This window comes from Bacillus sp. KNSH39 (genome assembly GCF_052656585.1).
This window is the reverse complement of the sequence record NZ_JBQXYO010000001.1, coordinates 839,118-860,552: the sequence shown is the minus strand read 5'-3', so window position 1 is coordinate 860,552 and position 21,435 is coordinate 839,118. Positions and strand designations below refer to the sequence as shown.

At 38.8% G+C, this 21,435-nt stretch carries 2 protein-coding genes; both read right to left on the bottom strand.

Annotated elements, in window-relative coordinates; all coding sequences use genetic code 11:
• Positions 1 to 85: 85 nt before the first annotated feature.
• The gene (locus ACUL40_RS04250) at positions 86 to 14,968 is read right to left on the bottom strand and encodes a non-ribosomal peptide synthase/polyketide synthase (RefSeq protein WP_445423016.1); all 14,883 of its coding nucleotides are present in this window, start codon (positions 14,966 to 14,968) and stop codon (positions 86 to 88) included.
• The gene (locus ACUL40_RS04245) at positions 14,965 to 21,435 is read right to left on the bottom strand and encodes an amino acid adenylation domain-containing protein (protein WP_445423017.1); all 6,471 of its coding nucleotides are present in this window, start codon (positions 21,433 to 21,435) and stop codon (positions 14,965 to 14,967) included. Before ACUL40_RS04245 ends, ACUL40_RS04250 begins: the two co-directional genes overlap by 4 nt.

Sequence of the window (21,435 nt, the reverse complement as noted above, 5' to 3'; positions counted from 1 at the left end):
TCTTAATATATTCATTATTCCCTACACTTGATATGCAGGTATTGGTCTCCCCTTTTCGTTCATAGCGTTGCATCTTTTGCACTCTTTACTTTTCAGTTAATGAAAGGGATGTTTCTTTTATCCCTTCAAATTCATTTAATAGGTACTTAGCTATCTTTTCAACTGCGGGGAAGTCTACTATTTCCTCATGTGATCCAGGGACAGAATACTTATTTACTCTTCCTTTTAATAAAGGTCCCCAATCTGTAAACAACTCTTTTCCTTCCTCAGCACTAAAGTAGAGAACTTCTCCAGAGTATGGTATTAAATCATGATCTGCCATTATGTTCAGGCATTTCCTATGAGCATTGATAACTTGCTTCAAATTCATAAGATCTGCATCAGGCGGGAGTACTCCTTCCATAAGTAATCGCTCTACAAGCATATCTTGTTCATGGAAGAGGCCTTTCCCCCGCTCAGTAAAATCTCTAGAAATGAAATGCTCATATATATATGAGAGCATATCCTCCGTTGTTTTATAGTCCTGCTCTGAAGGTACTTTAGTATCCATTAGTATCAACAACTCAACTTCCTCACCTTGATTCTTTAGTACAGTTGCGATTTCATAAGCAATCGCACCGCCTAAAGACCATCCTCCAAGACGATATGGACCTTCTGGCTGAACACGTTTGATTTCTTCAATGTAAAGTTGAATTACTTCCGGCAAGGTCAATTCATCAATTTCTCCCTTTTCTATAAGAGGATTCTGTAAACCATAAAATGAACAATGGTTCTTAAGTAATCTTGCTAGTTGAATGTAACAGAATACATTTCCCATAAACGGATGAACACAGAAGAAAGGTCTTTTCTCTGATTCTTGTAGTGGAACCAGCGCTGATACAGATTTTGTCATATCATGCTTATCGCGAATAAGGCATGCGATTCCTTCCAATGTTGGATTCTTAATCAATGTAGACACCTTAATCTCTTTTCCAAACTTCTCCTTAATTTTTGAAATCAATTTAATTACAAGGAGAGAATGTCCCCCTCTATTAAAGAAATCATCATTTACATAGACATCTTCTATCTGTAACACATCCTGCCAGATTTTAATCAACTGATATTCAATTTCATCCCTTGGAATGATTGGTGTAGACAAATTATTTTCTCTTTGAATTGTTAAACTGTTCAATGCCTTTCGATCAACTTTTCCATTCGGTGTAAGAGGAATCTTGTCTACCTTTATAAAGTGTGCGGGAACCATATAATTCGGTACTTGTGTCTTGAGATATTCACGCCAGTCATGCATACTTCCATCTCCAACTACATAAGCAACCAATCTCTGCTCTCCTAGCTTATCCTCTGTCACCAAAACTACTGCTTCTTTTACCAATGGATGCCTCTCTATACTCGCTTCAATCTCTTCAAGTTCAATACGAAAGCCCCTAATTTTCACTTGATTATCAATTCTTCTCAAGTAATCTAAATTACCATCAGGTAAATAACGAACCAAATCTCCCGTACGATATAAACGCTCTTCTTCATTAAATGGATGACGGATGAATCGCTCTGTTGTTAATTCTGGACGATTCAAGTATCCTCGCGCTATACCTGCACCACCAATATATAGCTCACCTGTTACACCAACTGGAACAGGTAACAAATTTTTATCTAATACATAAGTTTGAACGTTCGGCAACGGACGTCCAATTGTAACTCTCTTACTATCTGTTTCGATATGATAACACGTTGCATCAACCGTACATTCTGTAGGACCGTATACGTTATAAAAATCAATTTTTTCAGTCTCTACTAGCTGTTTCCATAATGACGGCATGATTGCTTCACCACCGACCAATATCTTGCTTGGCACATGAACATCAGCACTTGTTTCTAGTAATCCTCCATCTATAAGTAATTGAAGTAATGAAGGTGTCATATCAAACATTTCCAATTTATTCTCCCTAATATAAGACACAAATCGTTCCGGATTAGTGCGAACTTCACTTGGGATAATATATAAACTTGAACCATACAGCAGCATTTGTAATTGCTGAATAGATACATCAAAGGCAATTGACGCATTCAAACCGACGCGCATATTACTAGGTATCTCATGTGAGAAAACTTCTTTTTGTAAACCATAGGATAGGTTTATTACAGAATGGTGCTGTACTAAAGCCCCCTTTGGATTCCCTGTCGAACCAGAAGTATAGATAACATACGCTAAGTTTTCCCCTGTTACCTCACATATTGGTGAAAGTTTGCTTTCTTGAGAAAGCATTGCTTGGTCCCTATCTAGGCAAACTGTCTTGATGTCTTTAGGTATCCATCCTAGTAATACCTCATTTGTAACTAACACTCTAATTCCCGTGTCTTCTAAAATATATTGCAGGCGGCTTTCCGGATTCGATGGATCTAATGGAACATAGGCTGCTCCAGCCTTCCAAATTCCCATGAGACCAACAACCATCTCAACTGAACGCTCAAAGCAAAGGCCAACTAATGACTCTGTCCCAATTCCACATTTCTGTAAATGATGAGCTAATTGATTAGCTCTTTCATTCAGCTCTCGATATGTTAGTTGCTGTTTTTCATCTACCACTGCCAACGCGTCAGGCGTACGATGTACTTGCTCTTCGAATAGTTGATGGATCGCATTCTCACGTGGATAGGATATAGTATTATTATTCCATTCTTCCAATAGCTTTCTTTGTTCAGCTTCCGTAATATATACTAGCTCCGATAGATTTTGATCAATGTTTTTGAGCATTTGCATTAACACTTGGTGTAAATGACCCAGCATTCGTTCAATGGTTACTCTATTAAACTTACTACGGTCATACATTAACTTTAACGATAACTGGATTCCTGGAACTACAGCTAACCCTAATGGGTAGTGGGTTTGTTCTACCCCTTCCAATTCACCAATTTCCAGATTTTCTGAAGACTCCTCTTTCACTGGATAATTTTCAAACACATATAAACTATTGAACAGCGGTATTCCTCTAGGAACTTCACTCCACCCCTGAATCTCTGTCAAAGAAGCATACTCATATTGTCTTCTTTCTATCTCTTCCTCTTGTATCTTCTGCAACCAATCTATTAATTTTATATCATCCATCAATTGAATTCGCGTCGGTGACGTTGTAATGAAAGGACCTACGATGTTTTCAACATCAATAATCTCCGTAGAACGCCCTGAGCTTGTTACACCAAAAACAATGTCATTTTCTCCACTATATCGGCTCATGAGATATGCCCATGCACCTTGAATTACTGTACTCAAAGTAAGTTTATTGCGTTTCGCCCATCCTTGTAACGCTTGAGTCTGCTCTTCTGATAAATACGTAACCTTCTCTGTGTAACCTTTTTCTTCCTCTTTACTTTCTAAGCCCAGCAAAGTTGGCGCAGTAAAACCTTTTAGCTTCTCTCTCCAGAATTGTTCCGCCTGCTCCTTATCTTGCTCTCTTAGCCATTGGATATATTTCTTATATGGTGAGGACTTAGGTAACTTCACAGCTTCTCCATTCATTCTCTTCTGATAGACTGTAAGTAATTCATTAAATACTAATGGTAAACTCCATCCATCCAGTAAAATATGGTGATGGGTCCAAACAATCCGATATTCTTCCTCACCTTCTTGAATGACTGTTACCCGCATCAATGGTGCTTCATCAAATTGGAAGGCTTGTTTTCGATCTAATGCCAAAAAGACTTTTCTTTTTTCCTCTATCTCTTCACTTGTCATTGTACGCCAGTCTTCTTTGTTCACTTTAAATGGGATATTTTCATACACCACTTGTACAGGTTCTTCAATTTCGTCCCATACAAATGCTGTACGAAAAATTTCATGCCGTTGAATTACAGATTTCCACGCCTGCTCAAAAGTAGGAATATCCATTTCCCCTTGAATCATAAAACTCAATTGCACTATATACGGTGCAACATGTTCATCCCCTTGATCATGCAATGTGTGGAAGATCATACCTTCTTGCAAAGGTGATAGTGGATATAAATCAGTAATCTGATTTTTCTTTCCACGATGCATTTTATTTAGTACATTTGTCAAACCTTCTTGGCTAAGATTAGCCATTGCAAAATCCGAAATGGTCAGTGCAGATTCTCTATCTGAAGATTGAATCAATCTACTCAGTTGGTATAGCATATTCTGTGCAATACTTTGAATCGTTGATTTGGCAAATTGTCCAACATTGTATACCCAAGTGAACTGAAGTTTTCCATCCGTTACAACCCCAATTACATCAATTACATGCGATCGCTTGGAACCGGCAGCATGATCTAAACGCTTAAATTCGTTCTCTGGAATAAACATTGCATCGCTAGAAAACATTTGGTCAAATTGTCCAAGATAGTTAAAACTAATAGACGGTGTATATTGGGAGCTTAATGGCTCACACATTGTTGTGTTCATGTAACGCAACACCCCATAATCAACACCCTTATTAGGAATTTTGCGAACTTGTTCTTTAACTGCTTTTAATGCTGCAATTGGCGTATTAGCATTAGTAATATTTAAATGAACTGGGTAAATACTTGTAAACCATCCCACGGTTCTCGATAAATCAACATCTTCAATAATCTCTTCTCGACCATGTCCCTCTAAATCTACGCTTAATATCGGCTGCCCCGTACATGCTGCTGTAGCTTGTACCAATGCTGCTAATAATACTTCATTGATTTGGACACGGTGAGTGCTTAAAGTCTCTTGCAATAACATACGGGTCTCATTCTCGTTTAACACCACAGTAATTTCCTCAGTTACTGCGCTTACTGGATTACTTATAGTACCATCTACTGGCAGTATAACTACGTCTTGTTCAACCTGCTGCTCCCAGTAATGTAGCACTTCTTTTGATATTCCAGTTTGAGCGTAATGTTGTAATTTCTCCGACCATTCTTTAAAAGATGTACTCTTCATAGGTAATTGAATTTTTTGCCCTTGGACCGCTTGCGTATATGCTGTTTGCAAATCTTCCAATAAAATCCGCCAAGAAACACCATCCACGGCTAAGTGATGAATTGTCCAAAATAATCGACCAGTCTCCTCACCTTCATCAAAATACACCATTCTCATTAAAGGACCATCATGTAAATTCAATCTTTCTTGTGCAACATTAATCTCTTTTTGAATAACTTCATGCCAATCCGCTTCCGGCACTTCGTCTAATGAAATGACAGTCAGCATCAATTGTTCTTCAATTCCTTCATTCCACTGTTCCCAAGTCCCATTAGGTAAACGTTCATATCTTAAACGCAGGGCATCATGATGAAGTAGAAGGTTACGCGCTGCCTTTTCCAGTGATCCTATGTCCAATTTTTCTTTCGTTCTAAAGAACATGGATTGATTCCAATGATGTGGATTAGGATGATTTTGCGCAAAAAACCTTTGCTGAATAGGTGTAAGTATCGTCTCTCCAGTTATAATTCCTTGTTCAGCTTGTACACCTTGTTCTTCTTTGACTACTTGCGCTAACTCAGCAATCGTTTGGTGTTCAAATAGTTGTTTTGGTGTCAACTGTAAACCAGCTTGCTTTGCGCGAGAGACAATCTGAATGCTAAGAATTGAATCTCCACCAATTTCAAAAAAGTTATCATAAATACCAATACGTTTTGAACCTAGCACACGTTCCCAAATGATAGAAAGCTTATGTTCACGTTCATTTCTTGGGGCTGCGTAGCCTTCTTGTATTCCTTGATAATCTGGTATAGGTAACGATTTCCGATCAACCTTTCCATTTATGGTTAGCGGTAATTCTTTCATTTCGACAAAGTAGGAAGGTATCATATGGATTGGCAGTTTTGTTTTAAGATACTCTCGCCATTCTTCTACACTACCTTCGCCCACTACATAAGCTACTAACCTCTTATCTCCCGACTGATTTTCCCTAACTATTACAACTACCTCTTTTACCAAGTCATGCTCTTGTAAAGTCGACTCAATCTCCCCAAGTTCGATTCGAAATCCTCTAATCTTCACTTGATTATCCATTCTTCCTAAGTAGTCTATATTACCATCAGGAAGATATCTCACAAGATCGCCTGTTCTATATAACCTCTCGCCTTCTTTGAATGGATGAGAAATAAATCGTTCGGATGTTAACTCTGGACGATTCAAGTACCCCTTTGCTAGACCTACTCCTCCGATATAAAGTTCCCCCATCACACCAACTGGAACTAGCAACCTATTACTATCTAATACATAAGTTTGGACGTTAGGCAATGGACGTCCAATTGTTACTCTCTTACTATCTTTTTTGATATGATAGCATGTTGCATCAACCGTACATTCTGTAGGACCATATACATTATAAAACTGTATTTTATCAGTCTCTACTAGCTGTTCCCATAATGACGGCATAATTGCTTCACCACCAACCAGTACCTTACTTGGAGCATGAACGCCATCGCACGTTTCTAACAATCCGGCATCTATAAGTAATTGAAGCAATGAAGGTGTTATATCAAAGATTTCTAACTTGTTCTCCCTAATATAAGCTACAAACTGCTCCGGATCACTTCGTACTTCATTCGGAATAATATACAAACTTGAACCATAAAGCAGCATTTGTAATTGCTGGATAGATGCATCAAAGGCAATTGACGCATTTAAACCGACATGCATGTTAGATGGTATCTCATGTTCGAAAACCTCTTTTTGTAAACCATGCGACAAGTTTAGTACAGAATGATGCTGTATCAAGACACCCTTTGGATTCCCCGTTGATCCTGAAGTATAGATAACATACGCTAAGTTTTCTCCTGTTACTTCACATTTTGGTGAAAGAATGCTTTCTTGTGAAATCATTGCTTGATCCCTATCTAGACAAACTATCTTGATTTCTTTAGGTATCCAGTCTTCCAATGACTCGTTCGTAACTAATACTTGAATTCCAGTGTCCTCCAAAATATATCGTAGACGACTCTCTGGATATGATGGGTCTAATGGAACATAGGCTGCTCCAGCCTTCCAAATCCCCATAATACTAACAATCATCTCAACTGAACGCTCAAAGCAAAGTCCAACCAATGATTCATTCCCAATCCCGCATTGCTGAAGATAGTGGGCCAATTGATTAGCTTTTTCATTCAGCTCTCGATACGTTAACTTCTGTTTTTCATCTACCACTGCTACCGCATCAGGTGTACGATTTACTTGCTCTTTAAACAGCTGATGAATCGTACTTTCCTGTGGATATGCTACAGCATCATTATTCCACTCCTCCAACTGTTTTTGCTGTAATCCTGACAATATAGGCAACTTAGCTAATGATTTATCAGGATTCTCCACGATTACATTCAACCAGTTCCCAAAATGTTCAGCCATGGATTCAATAGTTAAGCTGTCAAATAAATCAGTTCTATAAACAAAAGTAAGTAATAAACCCTCTTCCACTTCTGCAGCAGTTAAACTTAAATCAAACTTAGCGATAGGAGCATTACTTTCTATTACTTCTATATTTCTTCCATGTAGTTCTGGTAGCTTCTGTCCCGTATTTTGCAAAGTAAACATGGTTTGGAAAATCGGAGAATGGCTTGTATTTCGTTCAGGTTGGATAACCTCTACAATTTTCTCAAACGGAACATCTTGATACTCATACGCCTTCAATGCTTTTATCCTCACTTGAGACAACAACTCTTGAAATGCCGGTGCATTACTTAAATCAGCTCGATAAACCAATGTATTGACAAAGAAACCAATCAGCCCTTCAATTTCTCGATAATTTCGATTTGCAATTGGGCTGCCAACAATAATATCCGTTTGTCCCGTATAACGAGCAAGGAAACTTTGATACGATGCCAATAAGGTCATGAAAAGCGTTGCCCCTTCTTGACGACTTAGTTCGTTTAATTTATCCAGTAATGAGCGTGACAACAGCACATTATGAGTTAATCCATGGTGGGTTTGCACTGGCGGACGCGGACGATCCATTGGCAACATTAAGACTGGTAACTCACCAGATAATTCTTCCTTCCAATATGCAAGCTGTTGATTTAGTACTTCATCTTTCAACCATTCTCTTTGCCACTGAGCAAAATCTGCATATTGAACTGGTAGTGGTTCCAGCTCTGCTTGTTTTTCACCAATCGCATTCTCATAAAATGCCATCCATTCTTGAAGTAAGATTTCCATCGACCATCCATCTGAGATAATATGATGCATATTACACAGAAGAACCCATTCTTCTTCTGAAATTCTTATGAGTTTCCCACGGAACAATGGCCCTTGTTCTAAATCAAATGGAGATTCGACTTCAGTTTGAATCCATTGCTCCAATTTTCTTTCTCTCTCCTCTAATGAAAGCTTAGTTAGGTCCATTTGCGGAAGAGGACGGAAAATATAAGGTTGAATCTGCTGCACAGGATGACCTTCTTCTTCATGAAATACCGTCCGCAAAGATTCATGACGCTCTATTAACTGATTCCATCCCAACTCCAATCCCTCAGGTAACCAATTCCCTGTAAGGCGGCATGCCATTGGCATATTATAAAGTGCACTATTAGGTGCAAATTGATCAATAAACCATAAGCGCTGTTGGGCATAAGATAGTGGAATATTATTTCCGCGTTCCATCGGCACCAATGGTGGAATTTCTCGTTTTTCGCTCCCCTTACGTAACTGATCTATTCGTTTTGATAATGCCTCGACCGTTGAATATTCGAACAGTTCACGTACTGGCAATTTGATTTGAAAGACTTCCTGTAAACGTGAGACCACTTGTGTAGCAAGTAGAGAGTGACCACCAAGCTCAAAGAAAGAATCCTGAACACCAATTTCTTTTATTCCTAGCACTTGCCTCCACACTGAAGCGATAAGTTCTTCCAGCGGAGTTCGTGGGTATACAGTATTTCCGGCGGATTGTTCACTAAGTATAGGCAATGCCTTCAAATCAAGTTTTCCATTCGGTGTAAGTGGTAAAACTTCCATCTCAATAAAGTTTGTTGGAACCATGTAATTTGGTAAATGTGTTTGTAGATGTTCTCGCCATTCATGTACACTTCCTTCACCAACTACATAAGCTACTAATCTCTTGTCACCTTGATTATCCTCTCGTACCAATACAACTGCTTCTTTCACAGAAGAATGTGCCTGCAAAACAGCTTCTATTTCTCCCAATTCAATCCGGAAACCACGAATTTTCACTTGGTCATCTATACGGCCATGGAACTGGAGATTACCATCAGAAAGATAACTTGCTTTGTCTCCTGTATAATAGAGACGTTCTCCTGACTTGAAAGGATGTGGAATAAATTTTTCCTTTGTAAGATCCGGACGATTAGCATATCCACGTGCAAGATTCTTCCCTCCAATATAGAGATCTCCAATTACACCAATTGGTACTAGCTGAAGATGAGAATCTAACACATAAACTTCTGTATTCGCAATCGGTCGACCAATCGATGGCGTACCTGTTGTCACTCCTACAGGTACATAACAATCTGTGGTAACAACGGTATTTTCCGATGGCCCATACTGATTAATTACCGCAAAAGGAATATCGTTAGATGGATACTGCGTTAATTGATCCCCACCAGTAATGATAAAACGAAGATCCGTTTTATCTGGCCAAGATAATTTCAAGAGCCTTTCCAGAATAGGCGTAGGTGCAAAGCTAGCTGTTATTCGTGAATCAATGAGCCAGTCCCTTAGTGCTTCTGGATTAATTCTCAGTTCCTCTGTTGACAAGTAGAGTGCTGCGCCAGCAGTTAGATACGGCCAAATCTCCTGGACAGCCGAATCAAAAGCAACCCCTGCAATCTGAGTCGCACGATCCTCTGCTGAAATATGATAAACTTCCTGATGCCAAGAAACCATATTCATTAATGAGCGATATTCAACCATGACACCCTTCGGTTTTCCTGTAGAACCAGAGGTATAGACAATATAGGCTAAGTTCTCTGGATTTATTTGACGTGTAGGTGCGATTACGCTTTCCACCGTTAATTCTTCTAACCTCACCATTTCGACGTGTGCGAAATGTCCTTCTTGTCCTTCCGCCGTCACTACAAATTGAATTCCTGCATCTTCAATCATGTATTCTAACCTTGATTTTGGATACAACGGATCTAAAACGACATAAGCTCCACCAGCTTTTAAAATGCCCAGTAAACTTGCCATCAGCTCAGCTGACCTCGGAAGATAAACTCCTACCACTGACTCTGGGGCTACTCCCTTTCGTTGTAAAACATTTGCCAACTGATTTGCTTGTGTATCCAGTTCACCATAAGTCCACTGTTTTGTTTGGTCAACTACCGCAATCGCATCAGGACGCCTTGCTACTTGCTCCTCAAATCTGTCGCAAACAAGACCCTGATGAGACATTTCCATTACAGTGTCATTCCATGTTTCTAATAACAAAGTACGCTCGGGTTCTGATAGCATACTCAGGTCATGCAACGGATTTTGTGGACGATGAGAAACTTCATGTAGCCATTTCTCAAAGTGTCCTGCCATCCGTTCAATAGTAGTAGCATTGAATAAATCCTTATTATACTCAAAAGTAAAAAGTAACCCCTCTTCCGTCTCAGCTGCCATTACACTTAAATCAAACTTTGCAATTGGACTATGGCTTTCTATCATTTCAATACTTCTACTAGATAACACCGGAAACTCTTGTTTCATATTTTGCAAAATGAACATAGTCTGGAAGATTGGCGAATGACTTGTACTTCGCTCCGGTTGCACAACTTCTACAATTTTTTCAAATGGAATATCTTGATATTCATACGCCTTCAATGCCTTTTGACGAACCTGATACAGTACATCTTGAAATGTCGGTCTACCACTCAAATTAGCTCGATAAACCAGCGTGTTAACGAAGAAACCAATTAGTCCTTCAATTTCTCTATAATTCCGATTCGCAATTGGGCTTCCGACCAGAATATCTTCTTGTCCCGTATAACGAGATAGAAAACTTTGATATGCAGCTAAAAGCGTCATGAAGAGTGTAGCCCCTTCTTTTCGACTAAGTTCATTCAATTTATCATGTAGCGTGCTTGGCAGAACCAGAGTGTATATCGACCCGTGATGAGTTTGTATCGCGGGACGCGGGCGATCCATAGGAAGTTGGAGTACAGGAAGCTCCCCAGACAATTCTTCCCTCCAATATTGGAGTTGTTGATCAAGCACATCCTCCTTTAGCCATCCTTTTTGCCACTGAGCAAAGTCGGCATATTGAACCGGCAATGGTTCAAGTTCCGCTACCTTTCCATCCGTTGCTTTCTCATAAAATGCCATCCATTCTTCAAGTAGGATTCCCATTGACCATCCATCTGAAATGATATGATGTAGAGTACAAAGGAGTATCCATTCTTCCTCTCCCACGTGCAAAATACTTGCCCTGATTAATGGACCCTCTGTTAAATCAAATGGCACTTCTGTTTCTTGTTGAATTAAACGTTTAACTTCTTCTTCTTGATCTTCAGAAGAAAGCATAGTTAAATCCGTTTTCGGAATTGATTGAAAAGCATACGGTTCAATTTGCTGTACGGGTTGACCGTTCACTTCGTGAAAGACCGTCCGCAGTGATTCATGACGTTCTATTAGTTGATTCCATCCCGTTTCCAATGCTTCAAGTAGCCAATTCCCTGTAAGGCGGCATACCATTGGTATATTGTAAAGGGCACTATTAGGTGTAAATTGATCAATGAACCATAAGCGTTGTTGGGCATAAGATAGTGGGATAGCTTCTCCTCGTTTCATTGGTATCAGCGGAGGAATCTCTCGTTTTTTATCTCCTTTACGTAACTGATCTAATCGCTTTGCCAGTGACTCCACCGTTGTATATTCAAATAGTTCACGTACTGGTAATTCAATTTGAAAAATTCCCTGTAAACGTGAAACTACTTGAGTAGCTAGTAGTGAATGACCACCGATTTCAAAAAAGGAATCCTGAACATTAATATTTTTTATTCCTAACACTTGGCTCCAAACGGAAACGATAAGCTCCTCCACTGGTGTTCGTGATGAAGTAATATCTTCACTTATGAACTGTTCTTCTAATTCCAGTAAGGCTTTCCGATTCACCTTACCATTTGGAGTGAGTGGCATACCTTCAATTTTGAAAAAGTATGCCGGAACCATATAATGTGGCAGTTGCTTCTTGAGATATTCACGCCACTCCCCAGTATCGCCTTCACCCACTACATAAGCTATTAACTGCTTATCTCCTGGTCGATCTTCCTTCACCAACACGACTGCCTCTTTTACAGATGAGTGATCATGTAAAGCTGCTTCAATTTCTCCCAATTCAATTCGGAATCCTCTAATTTTAACTTGGTTATCTATTCTTCCAATATATTCTAAGTTACGATCATTCATATATCTCACCAAGTCACCCGTTCGATATAATCGTTCCCCATTCTTAAAGGGATGCGGAATAAAACGTTCAGTAGTTAAATCCGGTCGATTGAAGTAGCCACGTGCTAATCCTACTCCTCCAAGGTAAAGTTCCCCTGCCACACCAATCGGGACGACTTGTTGATATTGATCTAACACATACAACTCTGTATTATCAATCGGACGACCAATCGGAATAAGCATTGGTTCTTTTTCTAAATCACAATCGTAATAAGTCACATCCACAGTTGCTTCAGTAGGACCATACAAGTTAATTAACTTTGTTTGCTGAACATTGTAAAAGATCCCCTTAAACCGGCGAACCTGCTCAGTGTTTAACGCTTCTCCACTAGTAAAAACTTGAATTAAAGACGATACATCCCTTTTCGAATTATATAGTTCCATATAATCTAAGAAAGTAGATAACATCGACGGAACAAAGTGCATGGTGGACACGCGATATCGTTCAATATACTCTTCAATCACCGCAGGATCTTTCTCTCCTCCTGGTGGAAGTAAACAAACACGTGCTCCTACAAATGACCACCAAAATAATTCCCATACAGAAACATCAAATGAAAACGGTGTCTTTTGTAGGATTGTATCCTCCCCGGACAATGGGTATTTTTTCTGCATCCACTGTAGGCGGTTGATAACGGAATGATGTTCAATCATTACCCCCTTTGGATTTCCCGTCGAACCCGAAGTGTATATAATATAGGCTAAGTTATTTGCTGTTACTCCACTTACCGGAGCTAAATTACTCTCTTTAGAAATCATCACTTGATCCCGATCTAAACAAATTGCTTGAATATCTTTAGGTAACCAGTCCTGTAGTGCCTCTTTTGTTAACAGCACTTGAATTTGTGAATTCTCCAAAATATATCTCAGGCGGTTTTCGGGATAACTTGGGTCCAGTGGGACATAAGCCCCACCTGCCTTCAAAATCCCAAAGAGACCGATAATCATATCAGGAGAACGTTCAATACATATACCAACCAATGATTCAGGTCCGATACCTCGTTTTTGTAGAAAATGTGCCAATTGATTCGATTTTTCATTTAGTTCTTGATACGTTAGCTTTCCACCCTCATAAACTACCGCCACTGCATCAGGTGTCCGTGCAACTTGTTGCTCAAATAGCTCATGAATCATACAATCATGACCATAAACTACGTCCGTATCATTCCATTCTTCTAAGAGTTGTTTTTGCTCAGTATCCGATAACATTGACAGCTTTGTATATGATTCATCTGGATGATACGTGATTTCATTTAGCCAGTTCTCAAAATGTCCTGCCATACGTGCAATGGTACTACTATCAAATAAATCCGTGTTGTATTCAAATGAGACGAATAGACCTTCTTCCACTTCATAGGCAGTTAAGCTCAAATCAAATTTAGCAATAGACATATTACTTTCTACCATTTCAATACTTCTATCAGGCAAATCTAGTCGTTCTTGTTTTATATTCTGTAGCGTAAACATGGTCTGAAATATAGGGGAATGACTCATGCTTCGTTCAGGTTGCACAGCTTCTACCATTTTTTCAAATGGTATATCTTGATATTCGTAAGCTTTTAACGCCTTTTTCTTTGTTTGGTTCAAAATCTCCCGAAAAGTAGGGGTGCCACTCAAATCTGATCGATAAACCAATGTATTAACAAAGAAACCAATTAATCCTTCTACTCCCTTATGGTTTCGATTTGCAATCGGACTACCAACTAGAATATCTTTTTGTCCCGTATAACGAGCAAGAAAGCTCTGGTATGCGGCCATTAAAGTCATAAATAAAGTAGATCCTTCTTGTCGACTTATATCCTTCAATTGACTGAGCAATTTATAAGGAAAAATCACATGATGCGTAGCCCCAGAGTAAGTCTGTTTAACCGGTCGAGGTCGATCCACTGGCAGTTGTAAGATAGGAAGTTCACCAGACAATTCTTCCTGCCAATACGTAAGCTGACGATTTAGCACATCACCTTGCAACCACTCCTTTTGCCACTTCGCAAAGTCTGCATATTGAATGGATAGTGAACTTAATTTAGCATGATTTCCGCCCGTTTCTTCTTCATAGAAAGCAAGTAATTCATTCATGAATATACCAATGGACCAAGCATCAGAAATAATATGATGCATCGTACACAGTAATAACCATTCATCCTTCTCTAATTGAACAAGCTGATTACGAATTAAAGGACCATTCATTAAATCAAATGGTTCTTGCGCTTCTCTCGCAATTAAACTATCTACCTCTTTTTCTTTTACTTCTAGAGGAAGTTGAGAGTAATATCTTACAGGTAATGCTCTAGGAAGGAATTCGACAATTTGTTGCACAGGTTGTTCTCCTACTTCTTTAAAAACAGTTCGTAATGATTCATGGCGTTCAATGAGTCGATTGAATCCCTTTTCTAATGCTTCAGGTATCCAATTTCCTTTTAGATGCCATACTGTTGGAATATTATATAAAGAACTGTTTGGATTAAATCTGTCCATAAACCACAAGCGTTGTTGTGCATAAGACAACGGGAGTGCTTCTTTATTCTCCTTTTTTTGCATTTGCTTCTGAAGCCATGCTCTCTTCTCAGGAGAAAGTGAACTCAGCTTTGCAAGTAAATCACTTCTCATTTTTTTACCCCTTCCTCAATCAAATTACTCTCGAATATCCCTTGTGCTTCTTCCTCTGATAGCTCCTCTAATTGCTTAAGTAGTTCCAATAATTCTTCATCATTACTGACTTCTGCTTCTTTTTGAACATAGTCTTGAAGACTTACATTCTCCTTACTATCATTCTGCATTTCTTGATTTTTGTTATCGAGCAATTGATCAATCTGTTCTGCCAATTGCTGCACCGTATGAAACATAAATAAATCATGCAATGGTATCTCGATTCCAAAACCCTCTTTAAGATTGGAAACAGCTTGCGTAGCGAGTAGTGAATGGCCACCAATTTCAAAAAATGAATCTTGAATTCCGATGTTTTCCATACCTAAAACTTCATGCCATATCGAAACGATTGTTTTTTCCGTAGACGTACGAGGAGCAATATAACCACTTGCTATCTCCTGTCTCTCTGGTGCTGGTAAGGCCTTCCTATCAATTTTCCCATTAGGAGTGAGTGGAAATGCATTTAATCCAACAAAATAGGCTGGAATCATATAATTTGGTAGTTGATCCTTGAGATAATCACGCCACTTTTGAGCATCCCCGTCTCCTACAACATAGGCGATCAAACGCGGATCGCCAGGATAATCTTCCTGCACCATCACAATAACTTCGTTAACCAGTGTATGCCTTTGTAATGTCGCTTCAATTTCTCCTAGTTCAATCCGGAACCCACGAATTTTCACTTGTTGATCGATTCGTCCAACATACTCCAAATTTCCATCTGGTAAATACCTTACTAGATCTCCAGTCCGGTATACTCGCTCTCCTTCTTTAAACGGATGCGGTATAAAAAGATTTTGCGTTAAGTCAGGGCGGTTTAAATATCCACGCGCTAACCCTGATCCACCAATGTATAGCTCACCAACTACACCAATTGGAACCATTTTTTGTTCGGCACTCAGTACATATACTTCTGTATTGAATATTGGTTTACCAATTGGTGGTACCCTATGCATGTCACACTTTTCTAGTTCCATATACGTGGAATACGTAGTATCTTCGGACGGTCCATATAGGTTGTACACCTTTTCGATCGTACTTCTCTCGTATAAATCTTGAACAAGCGAATATGGCAATGGTTCTCCAGCCAAATTCATCACCTTTACCGAAGAAGGGATTGTTTTTGCTCGAACCAGTTCCTTCGCTGCCGATGGTACAGTATTAACCAAAGTTACACCTTTGGTAGACAACTTCTCTAGATGTAGAGCATTTTCAGTGACAATCACCTTACCACCCATCGTTAAGGGAACAAATACTTCAAAAACGGATAAATCAAAAGATAGCGAAGTTGAAGCTAACACTCCCGCTAATTCCTTTCGGGAATACGTATGATGCGCCCAATGAATCATTGTTACTGTATTCCTGTGCTCAATCATTACTCCCTTTGGATTTCCAGTGGAACCTGAAGTATAGATAATATAGGCTAAGTTATCGCCCGTCACTTCACTCGTACATACTGTAGTTACTTCTTGTTCTATTTCTGCTCGATTACGATCAATACAAATCACGTTGACGAATTTTGGTATAACCATTTTTTGTTGTAACTTTTCCTGTGTCACCAGTACCTTTATTTGAGCATCTTCTAAAATGTACTGCAGTCGACTTTCCGGATACGCTGGATCAATTGGGACATATGCTCCTCCCGCCTTCATAATTCCTAAGAGACCGACAATCATCTCAGATGAACGTGTAACGCAAATCCCAACTAATGATTCGCATGTTACACCATTTTTTTGTAAATAATGTGCCAACTGATTCGAGCGTTCGTCCAACTCTCGATATGTTAGTTCTTCATCTTCGCACACTACTGCAATTGCTTCTGGTGTTTTTTTCACCTGTTCTTCAAACATTGTATGAATCGTACTTTCTTCCATATCTATAAAACGCGATTTATTCCATCCCTCTAGTAGTTGCTTATATTCTACTTTCGATAACATATTCAGTTCTGATAATACACATTTTGGATGAGAGACAATTTGATTTAACCAATGTTTAAAATGACTTGCCATACGTTCAATGGTTGTATCATTAAACAAATCAGTATTATATTCAAAGGTTAGTGATAATCCTTCTTCCGTCTCAGAAGCAAATAAACTCAAATCAAATTTGGCAACAGAAGCATGGCTTTCCATGAGTTCCATTTGTCTTTCAGATAGCTGAAGAAATTCTTGTTTCGTATTCTGTAAAGTAAACATAGTTTGGAATATTGGTGAATGACTTGTATTCCGTTCAGGTCTTACGAATTCTACCACTTTCTCAAATGGGATGTCCTGATACTCGTATGCTTTTAGCGCTTTTTTTCTTACCTGCAACAATAATTCTTGGAACGTCGGATTTCCACTGAAATCAGCTCGATAAACCAACGTGTTTGCAAAGAATCCTATTAATCCCTCAATCTCTTTCACATTTCGATTAGCGATTGGGCTTCCAACTATAATGTCGTCCTGTCCTGTATAACGAGAAAGGAAGCTTTGATACGCTGCCATCAATGTCATAAATAAAGTGCATCCTTCTTGCAAACTTAAATCTTTGAGCTTTTCCTGTAGGGAATTCGCCACTATTAAGGACTGACTTGCACCACGATGGGTTTGAACTGCAGGTCGAGGACGATCCATCGGTAATTGTAAAACCGGTAGTTCCCCAGATAATTCTTCCTTCCAATATTGAAGGTGCTGATTCAAATTCTCCTCTTTTTGCCATTCCTTCTGCCACATGACAAAATCTGCATATTGGATAGATAACTCCTTCAATTCCACTGGTTTTCCGGTTAGTGCTCCTTCATAAAAAGCCATCCATTCTTCAAGTAAGATTCCCATTGACCATCCATCTGAAATAATATGATGCATCGTACAAATGAGAACCCATTCTTCCCTGTCCACTTTCAATATTCGTGTTCGAATAAGAGGACCTTGTCCAAAATGAAATGGTTCCTCCGCCTCGTTTTGAATAAGGCGTTTCATTTCTCTTTCCCTATCTTCCAAAGAAAGATCTGTTAGATTCGTTTGAGGAATATGTCTGAACACATGAGATTGAACCTGTTGAAAAGGTTCACCCTCTTGTTCTAGAATTGTCGTCCTTAATGATTCATGACGCTCCAACAATTGATTCCATCCGACCTCCAATGCTTCAATTGACCATTTACCTGTTAAGCGACACGCTGCATGAATATTGTACATAGCACTATTTGGCATTAATTGATCAATAAACCATAGACGTTTCTGCGCATAGGAAAGTGGGATAACTCCTTCTCGTTTCATAGGTACAAGAGGAGCAACCTCTCGTTTTTTATCTTCTTTTCGTAACTGATTCACTCGTTTCGCCAATGCTTCCACTGTATCGTGCTTGAAAAGTTCACGTAATGGAATTTTAATTTGGAACAGTTCTTGCAATCTAGAGACGATTTGAGTAGCAAGTAGTGAGTGCCCACCACGTTCAAAGAAGGAATCCTGAATACCAATATTTTCTGTTCCTAACACTTGACTCCAAACCGAGGCAATAAGCTCTTCCGATGGCGTCCGGGGTAGCACATTTAAATCTTCAATAGCTTGCTCATCAGGTGCTGGCAAGGCCTTTCGGTCAATTTTCCCATTTGGAGTAAGCGGGAAATGTTCTAACTCTATAAAGTGCGCTGGAATCATATGATTCGGTAATTGGTTTTGTAAATACTCTCTCCACTCTTGGGTATTTCCATCGCTTATTACATATGCAACCAATCGTTGATCATCTGGACGATCTTCTCTAACTAATACGACAGCCTCTTTAATAAACGAACATTTTTCTAAAGTGGCTTCAATTTCACCTAATTCAATCCTAAAACCACGCATTTTGACTTGATGATCCATTCTACCTATAAATTCTATATTTCCATCAGTTAGATATCTTACTGAATCTCCTGTTCGATATAGTCGTTCCCCCAATCGAAATGGGTGCGAAACGAATTTTTCAGCAGTAAGATTCGGACGATTTAAGTATCCACGTGCTAAACCAGCACCACCAATATATAACTCACCCTCAATTCCTATTGATTGCAAGCGTTGATTTTGGTCTAATACATATAATTGCGTGTTCTGTATTGGCCGCCCAATAGAAACAAATTCTTGATTAGACTGAATATCAAATGCATTGACATAAATAGTGGCTTCAGTTGGCCCATAAAAGTTGGTTAATTTCACTTGTCCACTATAATCCCATTTCTGTTGAAATCGTCTAACTAACCCTGAACTTAGTTCTTCTCCACCAGAAAATACATGGCGTACGGACGAACAATTCATGTTCATTTCAATATGATTGAAGTGATCTAAGAAAACAGATAACATCGAAGGTACAAATTGAACTATAGTAACCTGATGTTGTTTAATCACTTCAGCTATAATAGAAGGATCTTTTTCTCCACCTGGAGGTAGGAAAGATACACTTGCACCAACGTGAATGCCCCAAAACAATTCCCAAACAGAGACATCAAATGAGAATGGCGTTTTCTGCAAGACCACATCCTTTTCAGAGAGCGGATATTTATGTTGCATCCATTCTAGATAATTAATTACTGAATGATGCTCAATCATTACTCCCTTTGGATTCCCTGTAGATCCTGAAGTATACATAACATACGCTAAATTTTCTCCTGTTACACCACTTATACATGGGGTTGTTTCTTCTTTTTCAATTGCAGTATAATCTTTATTCATACAAATCGTTTCAATATTTTCAGATACAAACAAATTTTTAGAATTCTCTTCCGTCACTAGTACTTCGATTCCAGCATCCTCTAATATATATCGAAGTCGACTCTCTGGATAAGTAGGGTCAAGTGGAACATACGCTGCTCCTGATTTTAGAATACCTAATAACGCTATCATCATTTGTAATGAACGTTCCATATATACCCCAACTAGAGACTCTGGGCCTACACCATGCTTTTGTAAATAATGAGCTAGCTGATTTGCACGCTTCTCCAACTCTTTATAGGTAATTTGTTCATTTTCGTAACTAGCCGCGATTGCTTCCGGTGTTTTTTTAACTTGCTCCTCAAACATCGTATGAATCATGCCTTCAGCCGAATAATTAACTTGAGTATGATTCCATTCCTCTAGTAACTGTATCTGTTCTTCTTCTGTTAAATGAGTAATTTCAAATAGTTTTGAATCTAGGCTCTTCGTCATCTGAATTAATATTTGCAATAAGTGATTCTGAATCCGATTTATTGCTTCTTCATTAAAATAGCTTCGATCATACATCAACTTTAAAGTAATTTTCTTACCGGGCATTACAATGAGTGTTAAAGGATAATTTGTTTGTTCCGTGCTTGTAACATCTAGTAATCTTAAATCATCATTTCTCTCACCTTGAATTGGATAATTTTCAAACACATACAAGGTATGAAATAAGGAGCTATTTCGCGGAACCTCACTCCAGCCTTGAATATCTATCAACGAATTATACTCATACTGTCTTCGTTCCATTTCTTTCATTTGTATTTTACGAAGCCAATCTACTACTGATGTATTATCCGCTAATCGAATTCTGGTAGGCAATGTGTTAATAAATAGCCCCACCATATTCTCTGCTCCTATTAAATCAGTAGGACGTCCAGCGCTAGTTACGCCAAATACGACGTCACTGTCACCGCTATACCTACTCATCAAATAAGCCCATGCACCTTGTACTAACGTATTCAACGTTAATCGACTATTTCGTACCCACTCTTGTAAATTCTCAGTAAGTTCCTCAGATACTTGATAAGCAAACTCTCCATAACCCTTCTCTTGTCCTTGATCCTTTCTTTCCATTGCTAATGGAGTAGGTGCATAGAACCCTTTTAATTCTTCTTTCCAAAATTCCTCTGCTTGACTTTGATCTTGTTTATTTATCCATTGGATATATTTTTTATAAGGAAGAGATTTAGGAAGATTCAACAATTCTCCCTTTATCATCTTGAGATAAACTTCCATCACTTCACTAAAGACCAATGACACACTCCATCCATCTAGTAAAATATGATGATGTGTCCAAATAATTCTCGTTTCCCCTTCTGCTTCTTTAATCGCAGTGACTCTCATCAATGGTGCTTCATCCAATAAAAATCCTTTCCTACGATCTGCAGTCAAAAACTGGTGTAATTTCTTCTCCTTCTCCTCATGCGAATGGGTACTCCAATCCTCTTGATGAATAGTAAAAGGAAGACGTTCGTAAACTGCTTGTAGAGGTTTTTCTACTTCCTCCCAAACAAATACTGAGCGCAGAACCTCATGTCGTTGAATAACATATTCCCAAGCTTTTTCAAAAGTAGCAACATCCAATTGCCCCCCGAGCAAGAAACCTACTTGTACAATATAGGAAAAAGAATATTCATCATCTTGATCGTATAAAGTATGAAACAGTATTCCTTTTTGCAAAGGTGATAAACCATATATATCAATAACGTCTCCCAT